The 19,722-nt window shown below is 46.4% G+C and carries 13 protein-coding genes; 2 read left to right on the forward strand and 11 right to left on the reverse strand.

Annotated features, from left to right (window positions below; translation table 11 throughout):
- Position 1 precedes the first annotated feature (1 nt).
- The gene (locus DXA54_RS28135) at positions 2-172 is read left to right on the forward strand and encodes a hypothetical protein (RefSeq protein ID WP_008643590.1); all 171 of its coding nucleotides are present in this window, start codon (positions 2-4) and stop codon (positions 170-172) included.
- A gap of 195 nt (positions 173-367) precedes the next feature.
- A complete protein-coding gene (locus DXA54_RS03930; protein ID WP_120079001.1) occupies positions 368-4,333 on the forward strand; it encodes a hybrid sensor histidine kinase/response regulator transcription factor in 3,966 nt (1,321 codons plus the stop codon).
- Positions 4,334-4,430: 97 nt separating this feature from the next.
- On the opposite strand, the gene DXA54_RS03935 is transcribed toward DXA54_RS03930, so the two are convergent.
- The 11 genes from DXA54_RS03935 to DXA54_RS03990 form a co-directional block, all read right to left on the reverse strand.
- A complete protein-coding gene (locus DXA54_RS03935) occupies positions 4,431-4,817 on the reverse strand; it encodes a fimbrillin family protein (RefSeq protein ID WP_004312651.1) in 387 nt (128 codons plus the stop codon).
- A gap of 85 nt (positions 4,818-4,902) precedes the next feature.
- Entirely contained in the window at positions 4,903-5,382 is a 480-nt protein-coding gene (locus tag DXA54_RS03940) for a DUF1566 domain-containing protein (protein WP_224262685.1), read from the reverse strand.
- Positions 5,383-5,396: 14 nt separating this feature from the next.
- Complete coding sequence (locus DXA54_RS03945) at positions 5,397-5,741, reverse strand: fimbrillin family protein (protein ID WP_224262686.1); 345 nt, start codon at positions 5,739-5,741, stop codon at positions 5,397-5,399.
- Between the two features lie 189 nt (positions 5,742-5,930).
- Complete coding sequence (locus tag DXA54_RS03950; RefSeq protein ID WP_004308132.1) at positions 5,931-7,211, reverse strand: fimbrillin family protein; 1,281 nt, start codon at positions 7,209-7,211, stop codon at positions 5,931-5,933.
- 336 nt (positions 7,212-7,547) lie between these two features.
- Entirely contained in the window at positions 7,548-7,838 is a 291-nt protein-coding gene (locus DXA54_RS03955; RefSeq protein ID WP_008771115.1) for a helix-turn-helix domain-containing protein, read from the reverse strand.
- Positions 7,839-7,976: 138 nt separating this feature from the next.
- Positions 7,977-8,156, reverse strand: coding sequence for a reverse transcriptase domain-containing protein (locus DXA54_RS03960; protein WP_120079002.1), 180 nt, complete (start codon positions 8,154-8,156; stop codon positions 7,977-7,979).
- Positions 8,134-8,484 (reverse strand): reverse transcriptase N-terminal domain-containing protein, encoded by a 351-nt coding sequence (locus DXA54_RS03965; RefSeq protein ID WP_004308130.1) that lies wholly within the window; start codon positions 8,482-8,484, stop codon positions 8,134-8,136. Before DXA54_RS03965 ends, DXA54_RS03960 begins: the two co-directional genes overlap by 23 nt.
- 971 nt (positions 8,485-9,455) lie before the next feature.
- Positions 9,456-10,217, reverse strand: a complete 762-nt coding sequence (locus tag DXA54_RS03975) for a glycerophosphodiester phosphodiesterase family protein (RefSeq protein ID WP_004308129.1) — start codon at positions 10,215-10,217, stop codon at positions 9,456-9,458.
- Positions 10,218-10,260: 43 nt separating this feature from the next.
- On the reverse strand, positions 10,261-12,153 hold the full coding sequence (locus DXA54_RS03980) for a RagB/SusD family nutrient uptake outer membrane protein (protein ID WP_004318653.1): 1,893 nt from the start codon (positions 12,151-12,153) through the stop codon (positions 10,261-10,263).
- Between the two features lie 18 nt (positions 12,154-12,171).
- Positions 12,172-15,330 (reverse strand): SusC/RagA family TonB-linked outer membrane protein, encoded by a 3,159-nt coding sequence (locus DXA54_RS03985; protein ID WP_004318652.1) that lies wholly within the window; start codon positions 15,328-15,330, stop codon positions 12,172-12,174.
- Positions 15,331-15,721: 391 nt separating this feature from the next.
- Positions 15,722-19,690, reverse strand: coding sequence for a two-component regulator propeller domain-containing protein (locus tag DXA54_RS03990; RefSeq protein WP_004318650.1), 3,969 nt, complete (start codon positions 19,688-19,690; stop codon positions 15,722-15,724).
- Positions 19,691-19,722: the final 32 nt, after the last annotated feature.

Raw genomic sequence — 19,722 nt, forward strand, 5'->3', positions numbered from 1 at the left:
CATGAGGGTAAGAGTGCTTACAAACAATTCGGCCCGCTTTATTGGGGGCTGCCAAACCTCGACCGGCACCTGTACCACCCGCGGATATAAATTCGGACCGGAGGTATGGATGGTATTCCGCACACCGGACCAACGTACCCTTGCGGACAGTCCCGAGCCCGGCAAGCCATAATTCCGTCGGGTCAATTGAACAACCGCCTCTCGGAATATGTTCATATCATGGGCCGGTCCCGTATGCAGCTATTTTCCGGGGTACATGACATTGAGGACATACCGCCTGATGCCGACATCCGAGGTTATGTTTAAATTTGTATATTAATTTATATTTTTATATATTTGCAACAGTTGTTGTCTAATTTACATCAGAATGACACGTGTTCGGAATATGGGAAGAATACTGTCCGCATTCCTCATGCTGGGAATTTCCTCCATGTGCGGAGCCCAGATATATAAATACTTGGGAATAGAGGACGGATTGAGTAACCGGAGGATTTACCGTATCCAAAAAGACGGGAGGGGATACATGTGGTTCCTCACCCAGGAGGGGATGGACCGTTATGACGGCAAGCGGATCAGGCATTACACTGTTCTTGACGGCAATCTGAAGGTGGCCCCGCAAGTCAATCTGAACTGGCTCTACACCGACACGGAGAACACGCTGTGGGTTGTGGGAAGGAAAGGCCGTATTTTCCATTACGACACCCTCCATGACCGTTTCCGGATGGTATACAGGATACCCGGTCTTCAGGATGACTTCGCCACGGGCATGCTCTGTTACGCCTATATGGACCGTGGGGACCGCATATGGCTCTGTCAGGGTGACCATATCATCCGCTATGACACCCGCACAGGCATTGCGCAGCGGCTGGTCTCCCGTTTAAGAGGTGATATAACCGCTATCAGCGAGACGGACGGTACAAACCTTTTCATCGGTACCGTGAACGGACTTTTTCCGGTACGGGAAAGGGACGGTGTCCTTGAGGCGCTTGCGGACACGGACAGCATCCGGACGCCGGTCAGCGAACTCTACTACCACCCCGGTTCGAAGAAACTGTTCGTGGGAACCTTCAGGAAGGGCATACTTGTATACGGAGTGTCCGCAGGCAGTACGCTGCGGAATGTGGCCGTCAACCGGATCACCCCTCTCAATGACCGGGAGCTGCTGATAGCCACGGGCGGAAGGGGGGTATACAGGATGGATATGGACTCGCTAGTGCCCAAACCCTATATAACCGCCGACTACGCCAGCCACAACGGCATGAACGGAGACAATATCAATGACATTTATGTGGATGGCGGGGACCGTATCTGGCTTGCCAACTACCCCGCCGGAGTCACAATCCGGAATAACCGCTACCAGAGCTATGAATGGTTCCGGCACTCACCGGGCAACAGCCGGTCGCTGGTTAACGATCAGGTGCATGATGTCATCGAAGACAGCGAAGGCGACTTGTGGTTCGCCACCAGCAACGGGATCAGCCTGCTGCAGCCTGCGGTAGGACGGTGGCGCTCCTTTCTCAGCCGGTCCGATGGGATACAGGATGGCGGGAACCATATCTTCCTGACGCTCTGCGAGGTCTCGCCGGGTGTCATCTGCGCCGGCGGGTACGCTTCGGGCCTGTACAGGATCGAAAAGAAAACCGGGAGGGTGGAATACTTTCCCCCCTCCTTTGCAGCAGAGGGGCGTCCAGACCAGTATATCAATGACATCGGAAAAGATTCCGGAGGATGTATATGGACAGGGGGCTGCCACAATCTCAAACGTTTCGATCCCCATGACGGCACAGTACGCCTGTACCCGGTCCCGGGCCCCATCACCGCCATACTGGAGAAGGCTCCGGAATGGATGTGGATCGGTACCGGCATGGGGTTGTACCTGCTTGACGGGCACGGGGGGACCTGCAGACATATCGCCTTTCCAGTCGAGGCGGTTCATGTCTATGCACTGTACCAGGCACCGGACGGGCTCCTGTATATCGGCACCGGCGGGGCGGGACTTCTCGTCTATGACAGCGTGGAGGACAGGTTCGTCCGCCAATACCAGACCGAGAACTGCGCCCTGATATCCAATAACATCCATACCATTGTCCCCCGTGCGGACGGCACCCTGCTACTGGGGACCGAAAACAGCGTGGCCCTGTTCCGGCGTGAGAGCGGCACTTTCAGAAACTGGACGGCAGAACAAGGGCTGGCAAGCGTATGCCTCAATGCCGGGGTATCCACTTTCCGGCACGGGGAAAGCTTCGTGTTCGGGAGTAACACCGGAGCCGTCATGTTCCCCTCCGACATGAGGATACCCGCCCCGCATTTTTCTCGGATGCTCCTGCGGGATTTCATGATCTCCTACCGCCCCGTCTATCCCGGGGACAAGGGATCCCCCTTGAGGGAGGATATTGACAATACCGTCAGGCTGGAACTTGCATATGACCAGAATACCTTCTCCCTGGAAGCTGTCTCCATCAACTACGACTATCCCTCGAACATCCTATATTCATGGAAATTGGAGGGGCTCTACGAGGGCTGGAGCCATCCGGTCCAGAGCGGGCGGATACAGTTCACGAGCCTGCCCCCAGGCAACTACACCCTGCGTATCCGTGCCGTCTCCAATGAGGAGAAATACAAGGTGTATGAGGAAAGAAGCCTCGGTCTGAGTGTCGCCCGGCCGCTGTGGGCGGGTACATGGGCCATTGCCGGATATGCGTCATTGTGTGTGTTGGCTGGGGTGGTGTCTTTTCGCGTTGCCATGTTGCGCAGGCAGAAAAGGATATCAGACGAAAAGACGTGCTTCTTCATACATACTGCCCATGATGTCCGTACTCCGCTTACGCTGATCAAGGCTCCGCTGGAAGAGGTGGTGGAGAAAGACATGGTGAAGGCGGAGGGGATGGACAATGTACGGATGGCCCTGAAAAGCGTGGACGGACTTCTGGGATTGGTCACCAGCCTGATAGATTTCGAGAGTACGGACAACTACACCTTGAGACTTCATGTCTCGGAATATGAGCTCAACAGTTATCTGGAGACGACCTGTGAGGCATTCCGCACATATGCCTCCATCAGGGACATCGATATCACCCGTGAGAGCGGCTTCCCTTACCTGAATGTCCGGTTTGACAAGGACAAAATGGACTCTATATTGAAGAATATACTGTCCAACGCACTGAAGTACACTCCACGGGGCGGGAGTATCCAGGTCCGTGCCTTCGCGGACCGGCATGTATGGGGTGTGGAAGTGGAAGACACGGGGATTGGCATTCCACCTGAGGAACGGAAGAAACTGTTCAGGAACCATTTCAGGGGCAGTAATGCCGTCAATCTGCAAGTGGCGGGAAACGGTGTCGGACTGATGATGGTACATAGGCTGGTAAGGCTGCACGGAGGCAGGGTCCGCGTTACCAGTACCGAGGGGAAGGGGACCATGGTATGTGTTATTTTTCCCCTGAGGAGCAGACGCCTTGACAAGGCATGCCCCGTTGCTTCGCCCAGGAAACAGGATACCGGGGAAACCCGCATGGGACCGGATTGCGGCCCCATGCGTGAGATCCTTCCAACAATGACCGGCGGGGACCGGCAGCGTATTCTTATTGTGGAGGACAATGACGATTTGCGGACCTACCTTGAGGGGCTGCTGAAAGAGGAATACCTGGTCCAAACCTGTTCCAACGGACGGGACGCGCTGCTTGTGGCGAGAGAATACAATCCGGACCTGATACTTTCGGACGTTATGATGCCTGAAATGGGAGGGGACGAACTTTGCGCGTCCGTCAAATCCGATATTGAGACATCCCATATCCCGGTCATGCTGCTGACCGCCTTGGGAGATGAGAAGGACATGCTGGAGGGGCTGGAAAACGGAGCTGACGCCTATATCACCAAACCGTTTAGCATAAACGTGCTCAGGGCGAATATCAGGAACATACTGGCAAACCGGGCACTGCTCAAACGGGTATACGCCGGTCTTGAGGACGGAGTCGGACAGGTTCCGCCGGACTGCCACAATACCCGGGACTGGAAATTCATGGCCTCCGTAAGGGAATGCGTCATGAAGAATATCGACAACCCCGGTTTCTGTGTGGACATGCTCTGTGGCATGCAGAACATGAGCCGCACCGGATTTTTCAACAAGTTGAAGGCGCTCACCGGCCATGCCCCGGCTGACTATATCCGCTCCATGCGGCTGCAATATGCGGCACAACTGCTCAGGGAAAAAGACTGTTCGATAACGGAAATCTCGGATGACTCGGGGTTCTCCGATGTCAGATATTTCAGGGAGGTGTTCAGGAAGTACTATGGAATGAGCCCGAGTGAGTACAGGAATTCGATGAGAGGATAACATCACGGGCAGACAGACTCCAGGATATGGCAGGTCTTATTGTCGGAGATGGTGTATGTTTCGCTCCGCACCGACAAGCCGGGCACGGTTAACTCGTTCACCGTAATGATGAAGGCGAACAGCCGCCCTGCCCCAGTATTGAGGCTCGTGCCTGATAGGGATAGTAGAAATAATAGTGTTCGTCCAACAGCCCGCCTGTGAGCGGTGTCGGACTTTCAGTTTTCCATACGAGACCGCCCGTGTCGGCATCCCTCTCGGCTGTCAGTTTCACGTTGGAATAGACTGTTTGAGTGCCCCGCACCACGTATAGGCCGCAGGCCCCGCCTTCGGAAAACTTGGTTTGGCAGCCATTCTCCACAGTACGGGTGGTTTTGCGAACAGCCGACGTATATCCACCATCGGTAACGGAGAAAGTAAGTTGCTGCGCCTTGTCTTGGTTGCCCGGGAGCTCTTCTTGCGTACAGGCGGCAAGCGATAGGAGCACCGCCGCCGGAATCGAATGTAGAATGCTTTGCTACAGTTTCTTTCTTTAATGTGATTAAAAAGCGCACACGGCCAGAAACCTAACTTTATAAGTACTTATCATTACTTTCCAGAGTGGCATCTGGAAAGTGTATGGCATATGCATTGTTAGGGCTATAATATGCCTCCGTAGACGACCAGTAAGAGGTGGTATAAATTGGCGTCGGACCGCCGGCAGCGACGAGGGATGGGTTGACTATATAATTCCAAATTTCGGCATTCGGAAAATCTTTCATCATAATCTTATCATCAGTAAGTCGGGCTGGGGTTAGTCTGCCTGTGGGGTCAGTGTCTTTCGGTATACAGAAGACGACACCGGCGACCGTCTTGCCCGCTACGGATTGCGGCTTCGGGTCTGCGATGACCTGAGCTTTCCCATTGGGATAGCGTTTGCGCAGTCCGCCGTCCGAAGTGCTCCTGCCCGAATAGATGTAGTCCCCAGCCTTCACTTCATCGGCAGTGTAGTGTATTGTTTTGGCTACCGCCACATTCTCCTCGCCGCCATCAATCCAGGTGTTGCCCGGCACCGTCTGCACCACGTCTATTTCATTCGTTTTTCCTCCGTGACACCTTCGCCCGCCATGAGCGTGAACTCTACTTTTGCCATGCGGTGGTTGAAACGGAGGCTGACGGCTTGGTCATAACCTCCCACTACGGTGACGTATAGAAGGCCGAAGCCGGCATACCCGCCACTTTGGTCGATATCGGCATTCGGAGTCCGTGCCGTGACACATGTCTCGGTAGTGCTCTTCCGGTAAATGGTGTTTTCAGCATCCTTTGGGACAGTATTGCCCGAGGCGTCCATTACGTACCTTTGGAGGCTGAGCATGCCATCCAGCATCACTCCTATCTCCTTGCCGCCGGCACGGGGGTGCGGTTGCGCCACCTCCGCTGTCAGTCGCAATGGGTACTTGCCATCGGGTAAACGTGTAGTAGATTCTCCCGTTTCCATCTTGCCGCAAGAGACGAGTAGCCCGCCCGCGAGCATCAACATCGGCTACCAGCCGCTGATGCGCATCCATCGTCCGGAATATCCTGTTCCTTTCACATCGTTATTTTTCTTTGTTTTATGTGGTTAGAAAGCGCACACGGCACGCACATTGAGTGCGCCGTCCTTTTCGCTGAGCTGTGCGAAGGCATTGTAGAAATACACGCTAAAAGCGCCATTCTTATTACTGGGGCTCTCCGAAGAAGACCAGAAACGTTTATGGTTATTGCGCGGTGACAATGCGTCACCGCCAACGGCGGAGATGGAGACTTCGACTATATCCCTCGTCTCTGTGTTGTCCCGTGTGTACGCAATATTATCGACATCCTTATAACATAGCATGTGCAGTTCCTTTACCGACGGCAAGAACCATCCGGTGCTGTTTGCCGGGGCTGGATTATTTGCGATAAATGTTTTCAGGACCTCAGCAGGATTGACCAAGGCATCGGTTTTGCCGTTTGTCTTGCAATATCCGTTATACGCCCACAGCACTTTCGTGTTCTGGTAACCGAGTATCCTGTTTATGTTGCCGGTCGCATCGAAACCAGTGGCAATGTTTACGTACTCATCCTTATCGACAGGATTGAAATCTGTTCCTCTTTGAAAATCCGCCACCCAGTCGTTAACGTTTTGCCACGAGACGTTGCCCGGAGCATCTTTAATCGACACGGCAAGGCCATGGGTGCAATTGGGATGTTCTTTCACCATAATCTTGTCGAAATCCAGAGACGCCGGCGTGATCCGTCCTTCAGGATTGGTCTCTGCCGGTGTCCAGAAGACGATGGCCGCCACGCTTGCCTTCTGCTCCTCGGTCAGGGTAGTACCCTTAGGCAGCAGGTTGCCGTCGGCGAGCAGGTAATCTCCCCGTTGCATCGTGTAGTCCTTTACAGTTGTCACCGCGCCGTCCACCTTGTATCTCTTGTAACTGCCGGTAGAAAGGCCGGACGGGGTTATGGTGAACTCCTTGCTTCCCTCGTCATAATGTCCTTCGATAGTCGGTGCGGGAGTCGCGTGATTCACCAAGTAGCGGTATGTACCATCGTTCACGCGCAGCGGCTGGGCAATGCCAGAGAATGTAGTGGCGGGTGACACGGCGTAATCAGGAATCCTCTCGTCGGTAAACTTGTATTTAACGGTATTCGGCATCTCGATGACGGCCAATGCCATACGATGGTTCATGGTGAAAGAGAGGTGGAGGGTGTTGTCTTCCCCTGTCGTTGCGGAGCCTTCGGCAGTCATCAAGTCGGAGGCGGTATATGCCGCATGAGTACTTTGGTCGTCCTGAGGCTGCCAAGCGGAAACCAACGGGGCGAAGAATTCCGTGTCGGTCAAGGCTGAGCCTGTGGGAGTGGCAGTCTTTCCGCTCATATCCGTTTAGTAGGGATAGTAGAGGTAGTAGTGCTCATCCGACAATCCCCCCACAAGTGTCGTGTTGTCCTTGGACTTCCACACGAGGTCGCCCGTGGCGGCATCCCTCTCTGCGGTCAGTTTCACGTTGGAATAGAGGGTTTGAGTGCCGTGCGTCACGTATCGCCGTCAGGCATGTTTTTCCTGCCGCTATGAACAACGGCGGGGGTATATGGTTATCCGGATGTTGCCGATGGAAAAAATCGGCTGGAAGAAGAAATAAATTTCTCGCAACGTTTCACAACAGCTTTGACCTGATGCTTTTCAACACACGCCACACCGTCATGCCTGAGAGCTTTATTCTCTTCCTAAGCAGATAGTTGGCAATCCGTTGCGCTCCCCATCTTCTTGTCTCACGCACAGATTAAGGATAATGGTTTCAATTTCAGGTGTTATCTTCATATTGGCAAGTCTTGATGAACGTTTAGACTTATCGGACAATTCCGACTTGCCTTGTTCTTTCTCGCAATTTATCCAACGGTATAACGTGGAACGGGTAATCCCGCACCGAAGGGCAGTTTTTGTCACAGAACCCGTTTCGACGTATAGCTCAAGCCATTTTTGGCGCATCCGTATATCTTCTTTCATGCAACGAAGATACGGATTAAGATTTGCCAACGAAAAGAAAAAGTGTAGCGTATCTATTGATACTTTGCAATTAAATACTACTCCGCTTTTCAGCCATCTCCTTAATACCAGCCTGTCAATCTACACATTGTTGAGAAGCTATTCATGATTAATATGATCAAAACAACCCTTAATGTCACCTTCCAGTATCCATTGTGGTAAACAGTCTCTACTCAACCATCTATGAAGTGCGTCTATTGCATCCGCAGTACTTCTAAACTTTCTGAACCCATATGAGTTCGCATCCGCTTCACTTTCAGTTATAAGTTCTAAAGCCATAAGATATATCCTGCACGGCTCTGTCCTTCATGGTTGGTATTCCCAAAGATCTTGTCTTGCCATTTGCTTTGGCTATGTTGACCTTCCTCAGCGGGAAGGCCTTATATCCTCTCCTTTTCAATAAACATATAGCTTCTATTTTCTTGGCATCAGTGTCCCACTTCATATGGTCAACCCCTGCCGTACGTTTACCTTTATTGGAAGTTACTTTCCTTATCGCCAATGCCTTGGCTTCGTAGGAAGTGGCAAGTAGGTACCGTAAGGCCTTTACCTTGTTGTACCTCTTTTCTTTGTGGGCCTTTGCTATTCGGACCTGCAGTTTTCTCACTTTACGCTCATATTTGGAAGAATCGATATCTTTTCATGTCGTGTTTCGTACGGTTAAAGATGCACACTCGGCTTTTGCCTTGCTCATTTGCAGTTTCTTCATTTTATTAAAGTTCTACAATCGTTTCACAAAGAATTACCCTGCGGAAGTCTGCCTGATTTCGCATGGGGTGATGTTTAAACCTCTATCCTCCGCATTACACAGAATCATTCACTTTCTCCGCAATCCTTTACCCGCACCACATTCGGCTTTTCTTGCAATTGGCTTACCTGCCTGACATAGACAGGAGAAATACGGGTTTACCAAGTTCCGTACAAGTAACTGACGCCCGACTTAGAGCCCGCCCCTCCACCGCCAGTATGATGTCCGTGTAGCCTTACATTCCCAAAAGACTATCCTGACTACCCACCTTTTGGCTATAGCTTATAAATATCCGTAAGCTATTTCTTTATTACGATGGTGTAGCGATTCACATATGTTACTCATATCAGTCAGCCTAACAGCCTATACATTGGATATTTCTGTAAAGGACTGCATTGTCAAGAGGGCTTCGCACTAAACCATGACTGGTAAAGCACGCCTCTTTAGACTACTATTGACAGAACAATAGGTTCAGGCACAGTGCTGAACAATTACTTGTACGACTTCTTGTCGCACGGAATACCTAAAGATACAAAAAGGCCAACTAATTCGCAATAATTTGGCTATGAATTAGTTGGCTAATTTTATATTATTTAATAAATACCCCTATTCAGTTCGATTAATGGAGCTGAACTATAAATTTGGACGTTTGCCTTCTTATACAAGATTGACATTCATTGTTTCCGCTATTGTTTTGTTTTCAATCAGCATTCAACTGTATCAACATGAACAGTCGTTTGAAAACTTGAAACTCATTTTCCAAAAACATAAATAATCAACAGATTATTAAAGGTAATCAGTTGGACTATACATTATCTCAGAAAATATATCTATTTGACCTTCATTATATCTTTCAACAGTCCCAACGGCTCATCTGTAGTGATAAAGTCGACTTTATCCCAAAAGTATTGCATGTCCTCTTTTTTATTAACCGTCCATACATTCACTTTTAGCCCCAAGGCATGGCAACTTTCAATCCAATCGGTATAACGGTAAAATTCAGAGAAGTGATAATCCGGTCCGGCACTACCCAATTCTTTCAGTTGTTGTGGAGATAAGTCCCCTTTCAGATAATATACAGGAGTGCTTGTGGGAGCCTGACGGATCAGTTCCTTTAATGCGTGAGACGAAAAGGTGATATATATCATCCGGGGTTCGAGTCCCATCTTCTTTATCATCGAAACGATCTCTTCAACAGCTTTTATCTCCCGTTCGGGTTTACTATGAGCTTTCAACTCCAGCACCAGCTTCAAAGATGTTTTCCGCTTAGCTGTTTCCAGAAGCTCTTTTAAGGAGGGTACGCATTCTCCATTCGCTAACCATAACCCGGTTAATTCCTTCAGAGTGGACTCTTCAACCTTATGCCCTTGAATAATCCCATCATGGCTAACCACCAAACCATTATCTTTTGTCAGCCAGACATCAAACTCCGAACCATAACATCCTATAGAATCCGCTTTCAACAAAGATGTAATGCTATTCTGTGCTGATCCTTGGGTTTTCCAGAAACCACGATGGGCAATCACCCGTGTTTGTGCCGAAGTATTGGCAATCATAAACATAATTGCCAATAAACACATTACCTTTTTCATTTTGTCCTTTCCTCTAATTGTTAGTTATATAAGAGCTGATTCTCTAGTATCCCGGATTCTGCACTAGATTGGGATTTACTTCTATCTGATCTTGTGGAATAGCAAGCCAATAGTTCTTGGGAGCGGTAAAATTACGAACGCCGGTTTCTTTCATGTCCGTAAGTTTATAAAAACTATCAGCGGTTTTTCCGGATAATGTCCAGGATTTCTGATAACGCATCATTTCAGTATGGGCAATTTTCCAACGGCGCATATCATGGAAACGTCTGCCTTCCATAGCCAATTCAATGGAGCGTTCATCATGTAATATTTCGCGCAACTTCTCTCCTGAAGGAATACCACCGGCTTTTGCCCATGAATCTGCAAAGGTAGGTAATCCGCAACGTTCACGTACTTTATTCAAATAGGACAGACTGGCAGTACTCAGTGTGCCGCTATATTCGAAATCCGCTTCTGCATAACTCAGATAGAGTTCGGCCAGACGCATATAAGGAAAGCACCAACGGTTGTAGGTTATTTGATCGGTAGTCCTATTATAGGTATCATATTTAGACACCCATTTCTGACAATAATAACCGTTGTCCGTTTGATACTCATCCTTGGCATTGCCATTATTCTGCTGCATTTCACCACGTCTGCATTTGAGCACTATTGTCTTTCCCTGCACGTCATAATTTCCACGATCAAAGCCAATAGAGGCATAAAAGCGCGGATCACGATTCCTGTGAAAACGTACCGTACTATCACCTGGTGCAATGGAATACGGATCAAGCTTCTTAGTCTCGGGGTCATCTGCCCAAGGTAGACCGTTCTTGGTATAATACCTACTCACACAATCCCACGTCGGGAATAAGGACCCTCTAAAACCTTTGGTCGAATAACTTGTAAATTCAACACGAGGAGCCATATTCTTGATACAGTAGGAAATAGTTCCCTGTTCAGCAAAGCCAAACAGGACTTCATTCCAGTTAAATCCGCTACCACTGATCCCATCACCGACAAAGGCTTCATGATAGTTTTTCTTCCCTTGCTCCAAGTCATTGGTCGAATTTCCATAAAGTTTGTAACCGTTCTCTTCGCAAAGGTCTATGGCCTCTTTGGCAGCATCCATCGCTCTCTTCCACTTTTCCCGGTCATAAGTCTGGTTAATCAGAAAAGTGCCGTCGGGGTTTTTAAAGTCGGAATAAAACTCACTATTCCCATTGACTAACGGCGAGGCGGCATAAAGCAACAGCCGAGCCTTGAAAGCCAAGGCAGCAGAAGAGGTAGCCCTGTTTCTCTTACTTGAATCCCATACGCCAGGAAGTAATCTAGCTGCTTCCGAATATTTATTGGCAATGAAATCGACACATGTATCATAAGGAGAACGGGAGGTCATCATCTCGGCCGGAGAACTTTCCATTGGTATTTCCTTGTCAATAATAACTATCGGTCCATAGTACTCCAGCATGATCTGATGATAATACCCGATCAAAAACAGCGCTTCACCTTTCCACCAGCTCAGGTTTTCGGGGGTAATGTCCGATACCCTATCCAGATTATTAAGCACATTATAGCAATTGCGGATACTTTCCCATACTGCTTTCTTCACAGCACCCTGCGGATAAGATTTTGCTGTATTGCTCCATAATGAGTAATAAGTCGTTGTTGGGGATTCTTCCCCATAAACCAGACTGCGGAAATGAAACCAGCGCGTTGTTCCTCCTTTGCTCGTTATGATTTCGTTTCCTCCGGTAAAATCAGGAAATTGTTGGGGATGGAAATAGTTAGGGATATTCGCGTAGCAAGACAGTACCATTCCTTCAGCCTGATATTGTGTCCGGTAGATATCATCCACGGTAGCAGTACCTTGCGGAACCACATCAAGAAAATCACATGATGCCATCATTAAACAGCCGATTGCCGACAGGCATAACTTTGTATATATATTTTTCATAACTTATTCTGTTCTTAATTAATAATGAAACTGAATCCCGATCTTGGCCGTGCGCTGTAGCGGATATTTCAAACCATTCCCACTTCCCATTTCAGGATCCCAGGTACTGAACGGAGAGAATGTCAGCAAATTAGTACCTGCTGCATACACACGCAGCCACGGGAAGAAGGAATAGCCCAGTTCGGCATTCTTCAGGCGCAGGAAAGCTGCGTTACGTAGGTAATAAGTGCTGGTTTGCGCATTGTTCGTGATAAATTCGGGTGATAATCGGGGATAGGCGGCACCGGCTACATTATTGCTTTCCGACCAGTGGTCATCAACGATATACTGTGCAATGTTATATCCTTTATGGCCCGCTTCGCTGAACGGATGAATATCGCTCATCATTAAACTGACTTTGGCCACTCCCTGGAAAAACAGAGACAAATCCCACTTTTTATACTTCAACGTTCCTCCAAAACCATAGATAATCTCCGGAATTTCAGGATTGCCGATAATCGTCCTGTCATAACCATTCACCACGTTATCACCATTCAGATCTTTATATTTAATATCTCCCACCGTATAATTTCCGAACGACTGTTTGGGAGATCTGTCTATTTCCTCCTGAGAAGTAAACAATCCGTCAGACACATATCCCATAATACTGTTTATCGGGTGTCCGATTCTTGAAGAATAGGGTTCTACATTCACCGGTTCGTCTATCTCCGTAATCTCATTATGTGCATAGGTCAGACTACCGTTCAGGCGGAGCACCCAATCTTTGCCAATTACTTTGCTGTATGCTACACTCATATCCACACCCTTATTCTTTACCGAGCCAATGTTGGCATAAGGCAGCATACCTGTCACTCCCATTGTTGAAGGGACGGACGAACGTTGCATAAAAATTCCACTACGGTCTTCCTTGAAATAATCAATGGTTATATCCATAGATTCAAGAAGGGTCATATCGACACCTAAATTCAGCTTTTTCGATTTCTCCCATGTAGCGTTCGCATTACCATAAATATTTACAAGCGGCCCATTCACGCGGGTACCGCTACCAGTCCACCAATCCAAATTATTATTCATACTGACTTCTGTTACATAGGGAAAGCGAGTGGCAAGCGCATCATTTCCGGTCAATCCATAAGTAGCTCGGATTTTCAGAGTGGAAACTGTTTTTTTTAACGGTTGGAAAAACTTTTCATTAGAAATAGTCCATCCTAGGGCAATCGCAGGGAAGAATCCGAAACGATGCCCGCTTCTGAAATTCTCCGAGCCATTATAACCAAAGGTAGCCTCAAGCAGGTAACGCTGACCAAAACTGTAGGTCAGACGTCCGGCCATCCCTTGCTCACGGTAAGGAAGAAGATCTTTTTCAGCTCCGCCGTCCTTCACTTTCTTGGTTTCTTTCATGTGGTAAACAAGGGTAGCTCCCACATCATGTCCACCAAACTGGCGTGAGTAGTCCAGCGCTCCCTGTAAAGACCAGACACTCTCTGTCGGATCACGCCCGGAATTGCTCTTCAGATAAGGTTCTCCCGGCTCACCGATAGTCGAAGTCTTATAAAGGTAGTTTCCCTGATCATCCATCGTATAGTCATCAGATACTTTATAGTAGAAAGGTACAATCCAATGATCCAGCCAGTTAAAACTGTAATTATAGAAAGATGCCAGTCCGGTGAGTTTTAACCCTGGTGTGACAAACTTCAAGTCCTGTTCGAGATTGAAAGCGGTCGTCATATAGACATAATTTCGTTCCGTATAACCTTCACTCAATTTGGCGTAAGGATTCGGCTCTGATTTTCCCACATCCCACGGATCATTGCTACCGTAGCGGATGTATGTATCCCCTGGTTCAGCAGGAAGTGTAGCAGGAAAACGTACGGGATTCCCATGCATGGAATAGGCGAACAAATTCCGGGTACTTGTTTTGGGGGCATGGTGGTAGAACAACTGCGTATTCATATTTAGCCCCACTTTCGTCGTAGAGGTAACACGGGCTGTCACATTACTCTGAAACAGGTATTTCTTGTTGCGCATACCCACATCAAGCTTATCTTCCTTGGGTTGCCGGATGATACCATTTTCATAGAAGATTCCAGCATTCAGGAAGTAATCCACATTTTTGCTTCCGCCCTTGATGGAGATATTCAAATTCTGATTAACGGCGAAGTCTTTGAACAACATACTGTACCAGTCATTGTTTGGGAACAGGTAGGGATTTGCATTGGCACGTGTTTTATCTATCTTATCCCGGCTATAGAAAGGCTCATACTCTTGGTTATTGGCAATAGCCTGATTATAAACGGCTTCATTATACATATCCATGTAAGTCGGGCCATCTGCCATTTTCTGCACATAGGTAGGCATGGAGAAAGTATTATCAAAGCGGATATCTACAGACATTTTCTCGGAAAGCTGTCCTTGCTTGGTAGTAACGATGATAACTCCGTTAGCCCCCCGTGAGCCGTATAGGGACGTTGCCGTAGCATCTTTCAGCACAGAAAACGACGCGATAGATTCTGGAGGAATATTGTTCATCATCGTAGCGTTGATTTCCACACCGTCAAGTATGATCAGCGGTGAGGTATTCGAACCAAAAGTTGATATACCACGTATATAGAATTTCGCCTCATCAGAGCCTGGTTCACCCTGTGTTTGTACGGCGATGATACCTGGAACGTTCCCGGCAAATGAAGTACTAAGATTACTGGATGTCATCTTCAGGTCTTCCGGCTTCACTGCCTGCACAGCTCCCACGAGGGATTCTTTCTTTTGTTTGCCAAAACCGACCACGACCACTTCATCCAGCATCATACTCCTGTCCGGAGTCAAATTAACGGAAATGAACTTCTTATCTTTTACCACTACCGTTTTCTTCTGGTACCCAACATATGAAATGGTCAATGATGCGTTCTTTGCCAACTGTATAGTGAATATACCGTCCACATCTGTTATAACCCCGTTCTGCGTTCCACTTTCCAATACGGTAGCTCCAATAACAGGCTCTCCGTTTTCGTCTCCCACATATCCTTTCATTTCTGCTTTTACTTCTTTTTGCTGGCTCTCGTCGATCTTTCTATTATCTGCCGCCGTTACAACGGAAACGGGAAATAATGTGAAGGCTAACCATAACAGGATGCAACAGCTTTCGCTGGTAAGGCATCCTTGTTTTACTTTACAGTTCATATATCAATAGATTTTTTGATTAGTAGTGTAGATTTTTCTCTGAAATACAGGGAGGTGTGTCGTAATGCACGATGTACCCTCTTTTTTATTCATTACTATACAACTCTGTTCATTTTCTTTTCTATTATTCATTGTGTGTGCAATTTATTTTATAATTATTTCTTTGACTTTATATAAATTACAGTACAAATTCTCAAACTAAGAATCGTTTATATATACGATAGGAAAACAACTCTCTCTTCCGCCCGAAGGCTGGCTGGCAAAAAAAAGTAAATACCTTGTCATACATCAAATTTAGTTGTTAATATATTTGCAAAATTACCCGGAACAACTCGGATAAAATATCAGAAAATGACCTGATATTATAAAATTTAAAGCAAAATACATATTACTAGTGCGATATGAAATCTTTAGGCAGTACTCCGAACTGTTTTTTAAAACAGCTTGAAAAATAGGAGGGGGTACTGAACCCTACCATGTAAGAGACTTCCACCACTCCATAGGTTCCTTCTTTCAGTATGGAAGCTGCCTGCTTCAAACGGAAAAGGCGGAGATATTCGTTCGGACTCATATTTAGGATTCCTTTCAATTTCCGGTAAAAGTTGGAACGTCCCATATTCATTGCATCCGCTATATCATCAATTTGCAGGTCCGTATTATCAAGATGGCGTAATACATACTCATTTAACTTGCTAATAAACATCTCATCGGCCTTTGTCTGCGCCATTGCATCTGCTTTGATAAAAGGAAATTCAATAAAGTGACGGCGTAATCTTTCCCGATTACTCAACAGATTTGCTACATTGGCACGAAGATACTCCATAGAAAACGGCTTTTCAATATACGCATCCGCCCCTTCTTCAAGTCCTTCGATTCTTGATTCCAGATTAGTTTTAGCTGTCAATAATATTACAGGAATATGACTATAGTCCAGATTTTGTTTCAGATGCTTGCATAATTCAACCCCGTCCATCAGAGGCATCATAATGTCACTTATTATCAGATCCACAGATTTCTGTTCAAGAACGTCCAACGCCTCGACCCCATTTTCCGCAATCAGTACATGATACAATGAAGACAATTGCCTGAACACAAAAGCAAGCATATCCTTATTATCTTCTACAACCAATATGGAAGCAACCTCTCTTTTATCTTTATCAGAAACTTCACGATCTTCATCATCATACCCAGGTTTCTTATGTTGTTCTTCCGAATCATCCGGAAGTGTCTGGTGTAATATTGGAATGGAAAGAATGAAACGGTTACAATCTAGCTCCCGGTCCATCACCAGCATACCTTGATGCAACTCTGCCAAGTAACGAGCCATAGCTAATCCGATGCCTGTGCCCGAGACAATATCTTTCCCGTCCCGGTATTGGACAAAGGCTTTAAAAATATTTTCACGCATTTCGATAGGGACTATATTCCCATCATTACTCATAGAGATAGTGAACACCTCATTCTTCTCATCAACAGACAAATGGAGATAAACGTATGTCCGGGCATATTTCAATGCATTAGCAAACAGATTACTGAGAATTTTGGTCAAAGCCTCTTTGTCAACAGAAGCCAACAATTCTTCCTCTGGAACTTCTACTTCAAGTTTAATTCCCCTTTGCTTTGCCAAAGTGGTGAAATACTTATAAACAGAGTGGACGATAGTACCGATATTATATTCTTTCGGATTCAATTTAAAACCTTTATTTTCCGCTTTACGGAAATCAAGTAATTGGTTTATCAGGTTCAGTAACCTCTCCACGTTCTGATCCATAATTTCCAATTCCATCCTTACATTTTCGGAGAGTTCCCTATCAGCAAGTACATTCTCCAATGGGCACTTTATCAGTGTTAAAGGAGTACGGATTTCGTGTGCCACATTTGTAAAGAAATCTATCTTAGTGGTGTAGAGTTCCTGCTCCTTTTCCTGTTCGAACTTCTCCATCTCTTTACGCTGCTTTTCAATAGTACGCTTCCTTAAATAAAAGAAGAGGGCGAAAAATGTACCGAGTATCAATAGGATATAAATCAGGTATGCCCATACGGATAAATAAAACGGGGGCAATATCCTGATCCCCAATGTGCGTACATCTGGATTCCATACACCATCACTATTCGCACCTTTCACGCGTAACATGTATGTCCCATAAGGTAAATTGGAATACGTAATAGGGCCCTTACCCGCTGTATGCCATTCGGAATCATACCCTTCCAGTCTATATAGCAGTGTATTCATGCTCGGTGACTGATAACTTATCGCAGCTATCCTGAAGGAGAACGAATTCTGATTTGACTGAAGTTCGATATGGTTTGACAAAGTGATACTTTGTTTCAATGGAGAGCCTTTTTCTCCGACTACCACCTTTTTATTAAAGAGCATAAAATCGGTAATCAAAACAGAGGGTAAAAAATCATTATCAATAAAGGAGGAGGGGGCAAAGGAGATGAAACCGTTAATACAGCCAAAATAAATCCGTCCATTCTTATCCTTATAGCTGGACTGGTAATTAAACTGGTTACTCAGCAACCCATTAGCAACTGTATACACTTTAAAACTGGAATTCTTCGGGTTAAAATGCACCAGCCCTTTATTGGTTGAAACCCAGAACAATCCCTTTTCATCTTCTTCAATCCGATAAATGACGTTGCTTGGCAGACCGATACCGTCATAACGGACAAAGGTGTTGGCGGAAGGCACAAAGCGGCAGAAGCCACCTCCTTGTGTGGTAAACCATAGCTGATTTTGACTGTCTTCAAAAATACTCAGCACCTTATTGGATGGAAGGGTGGACGAGTCTGCTTCCTCATGTACGAAATGTTCCCAACCACCTGTACGGACATTCTTTTTATAGACGCCATCGGCATAAGTTGCCAGCCATAAATTCCCCTGCTTATCCTCCTTTATATAATAAACAAACGTCCACCCAAGTTCGGGGACGCGTTTAAAACGTTCCGTATCTGGGTTGTACCGAAACAATCCTATTGTTGTTCCAAGATACAGATCGCCCGCAGTTATCCGGCAGATAGAAAAGATATCACTTGCAATATTATCATAGTGCTTTACAGCGTATGTCCTCAAATCAATACGCTTCAATCCTTTTGCAAAATTCCCAACCCACAGATAATCTCCGTCCAAATACAATCCGTGAACATTATGATAAATATCCGGATGAATGAACGGTTCGATTTTTCCAGTACTAGGATAATAATGGAAAAGCCCCTTATCTTCTGTACCTATCCAGAGTGTGCCGTCATGGGCGGCACAAAACTCCCGCACCCTTTTTCCCATTTTGTTTGATTCTTTCTGGGGATAGACTTTATCAAAGTAGGTATATTGCCGGGGGTAATAATTCACACCCCCAAAATAAGTCCCTATCCACATTCCGCCTTCACGGTCTTTGAGAATCGAATAGATGGCATTGTCAGAGATTGAATAGGGATCACCGTTGACGTTCTGCAAGTGGATGATTTTTGCCGTGTGCAGATTATAGATATAAAGTCCCGATTCGGTTCCTATCCATAATTCGTCATCTGAATAAAATGCAAGTTCCCTGATATAAATATCACCTCCCAATTCATCCTTGGAAAGAAGGGTACGGATAGTCTTATTAGTTAGGTTCACTTCTTTCAGTCCGAATACAGTTCCCACATACATGCAATTATAGGGTCCGGGGAGCAATTTATAGATGTATTCATCTCTGAAAGACACTTTTGAATCTTCTGGAAAAATCGGAGTTAAAGTTTTAAGCTTGTCTTTTGAATAATACAGATTTCCATCACGTATGTCCAACCAGCAGACATCGTCCGAATCAAAATAGAGTTGGCCGGAAGTTTTAAGGTTCAGAGTACCGGACCCGTCCGACTGATAATTAACCAACTGGCTATCCTGGGGATTGTAATAGAAGATTCCCCGCGTCTGAGTTACAACCCAGATACCTCCTTTCTGGTCCCCAGTTATCAGATTGACCGTACAGTCTATATCTATGTTTGAATTACTTATCAGAGTAAAATGCCTGACCTTTTCCATTTGTGGGCAATAGACATATAGGCCTACGTCTGTCCCAATCCATATTTGCCCAAGATTGTCTTCATACAAAGAAGTGATGAAATTATTGCCCAAGGTTCCGGATTCTTTCATGAAAGTCCGAAAAGAGATACCATCATACCGGTCAAGACCATCCTTCGTCCCAAACCACATAAATCCTTGTTTATCCTGAAGGATGGCATGGACCGTATTCTGGGATAATCCATTATTGATATCAAGTGAACGGAATGCATATTGTCCTTCATTCAGAACGGCAAGGGAATAAAGAGGCATCAAAGAAAGAAGTATTAATATAACTAAAATACGTAGTCTCTGCATTGTCTTAATTGTTAGTTTCATTAATTAACATA

The sequence above is a fragment of the Bacteroides sp. OF03-11BH genome (genome assembly GCF_003604005.1).
GTDB classification, from domain to species: domain Bacteria; phylum Bacteroidota; class Bacteroidia; order Bacteroidales; family Bacteroidaceae; genus Bacteroides; species Bacteroides ovatus.

What these genes read in the sequence shown, in the direction of transcription:
- DXA54_RS28135 (WP_008643590.1), top strand. Translation starts at nt 2, where the DNA reads ATGAGGGTAAGAGTGCTTACAAACAATTCGGCCCGCTTTATTGGGGGC.
- DXA54_RS03930 (WP_120079001.1), top strand. Translation starts at nt 368, where the DNA reads ATGACACGTGTTCGGAATATGGGAAGAATACTGTCCGCATTCCTCATG.
- DXA54_RS03950 (WP_004308132.1), bottom strand. Translation starts at nt 7,211, where the DNA reads ATGAGCGGAAAGACTGCCACTCCCACAGGCTCAGCCTTGACCGACACG.
- DXA54_RS03955 (WP_008771115.1), bottom strand. Translation starts at nt 7,838, where the DNA reads ATGAAAGAAGATATACGGATGCGCCAAAAATGGCTTGAGCTATACGTC.
- DXA54_RS03960 (WP_120079002.1), bottom strand. Translation starts at nt 8,156, where the DNA reads ATGGCTTTAGAACTTATAACTGAAAGTGAAGCGGATGCGAACTCATAT.
- DXA54_RS03975 (WP_004308129.1), bottom strand. Translation starts at nt 10,217, where the DNA reads ATGAAAAAGGTAATGTGTTTATTGGCAATTATGTTTATGATTGCCAAT.
- DXA54_RS03980 (WP_004318653.1), bottom strand. Translation starts at nt 12,153, where the DNA reads ATGAAAAATATATATACAAAGTTATGCCTGTCGGCAATCGGCTGTTTA.
- DXA54_RS03985 (WP_004318652.1), bottom strand. Translation starts at nt 15,330, where the DNA reads ATGAACTGTAAAGTAAAACAAGGATGCCTTACCAGCGAAAGCTGTTGC.
- DXA54_RS03990 (WP_004318650.1), bottom strand. Translation starts at nt 19,690, where the DNA reads ATGCAGAGACTACGTATTTTAGTTATATTAATACTTCTTTCTTTGATG.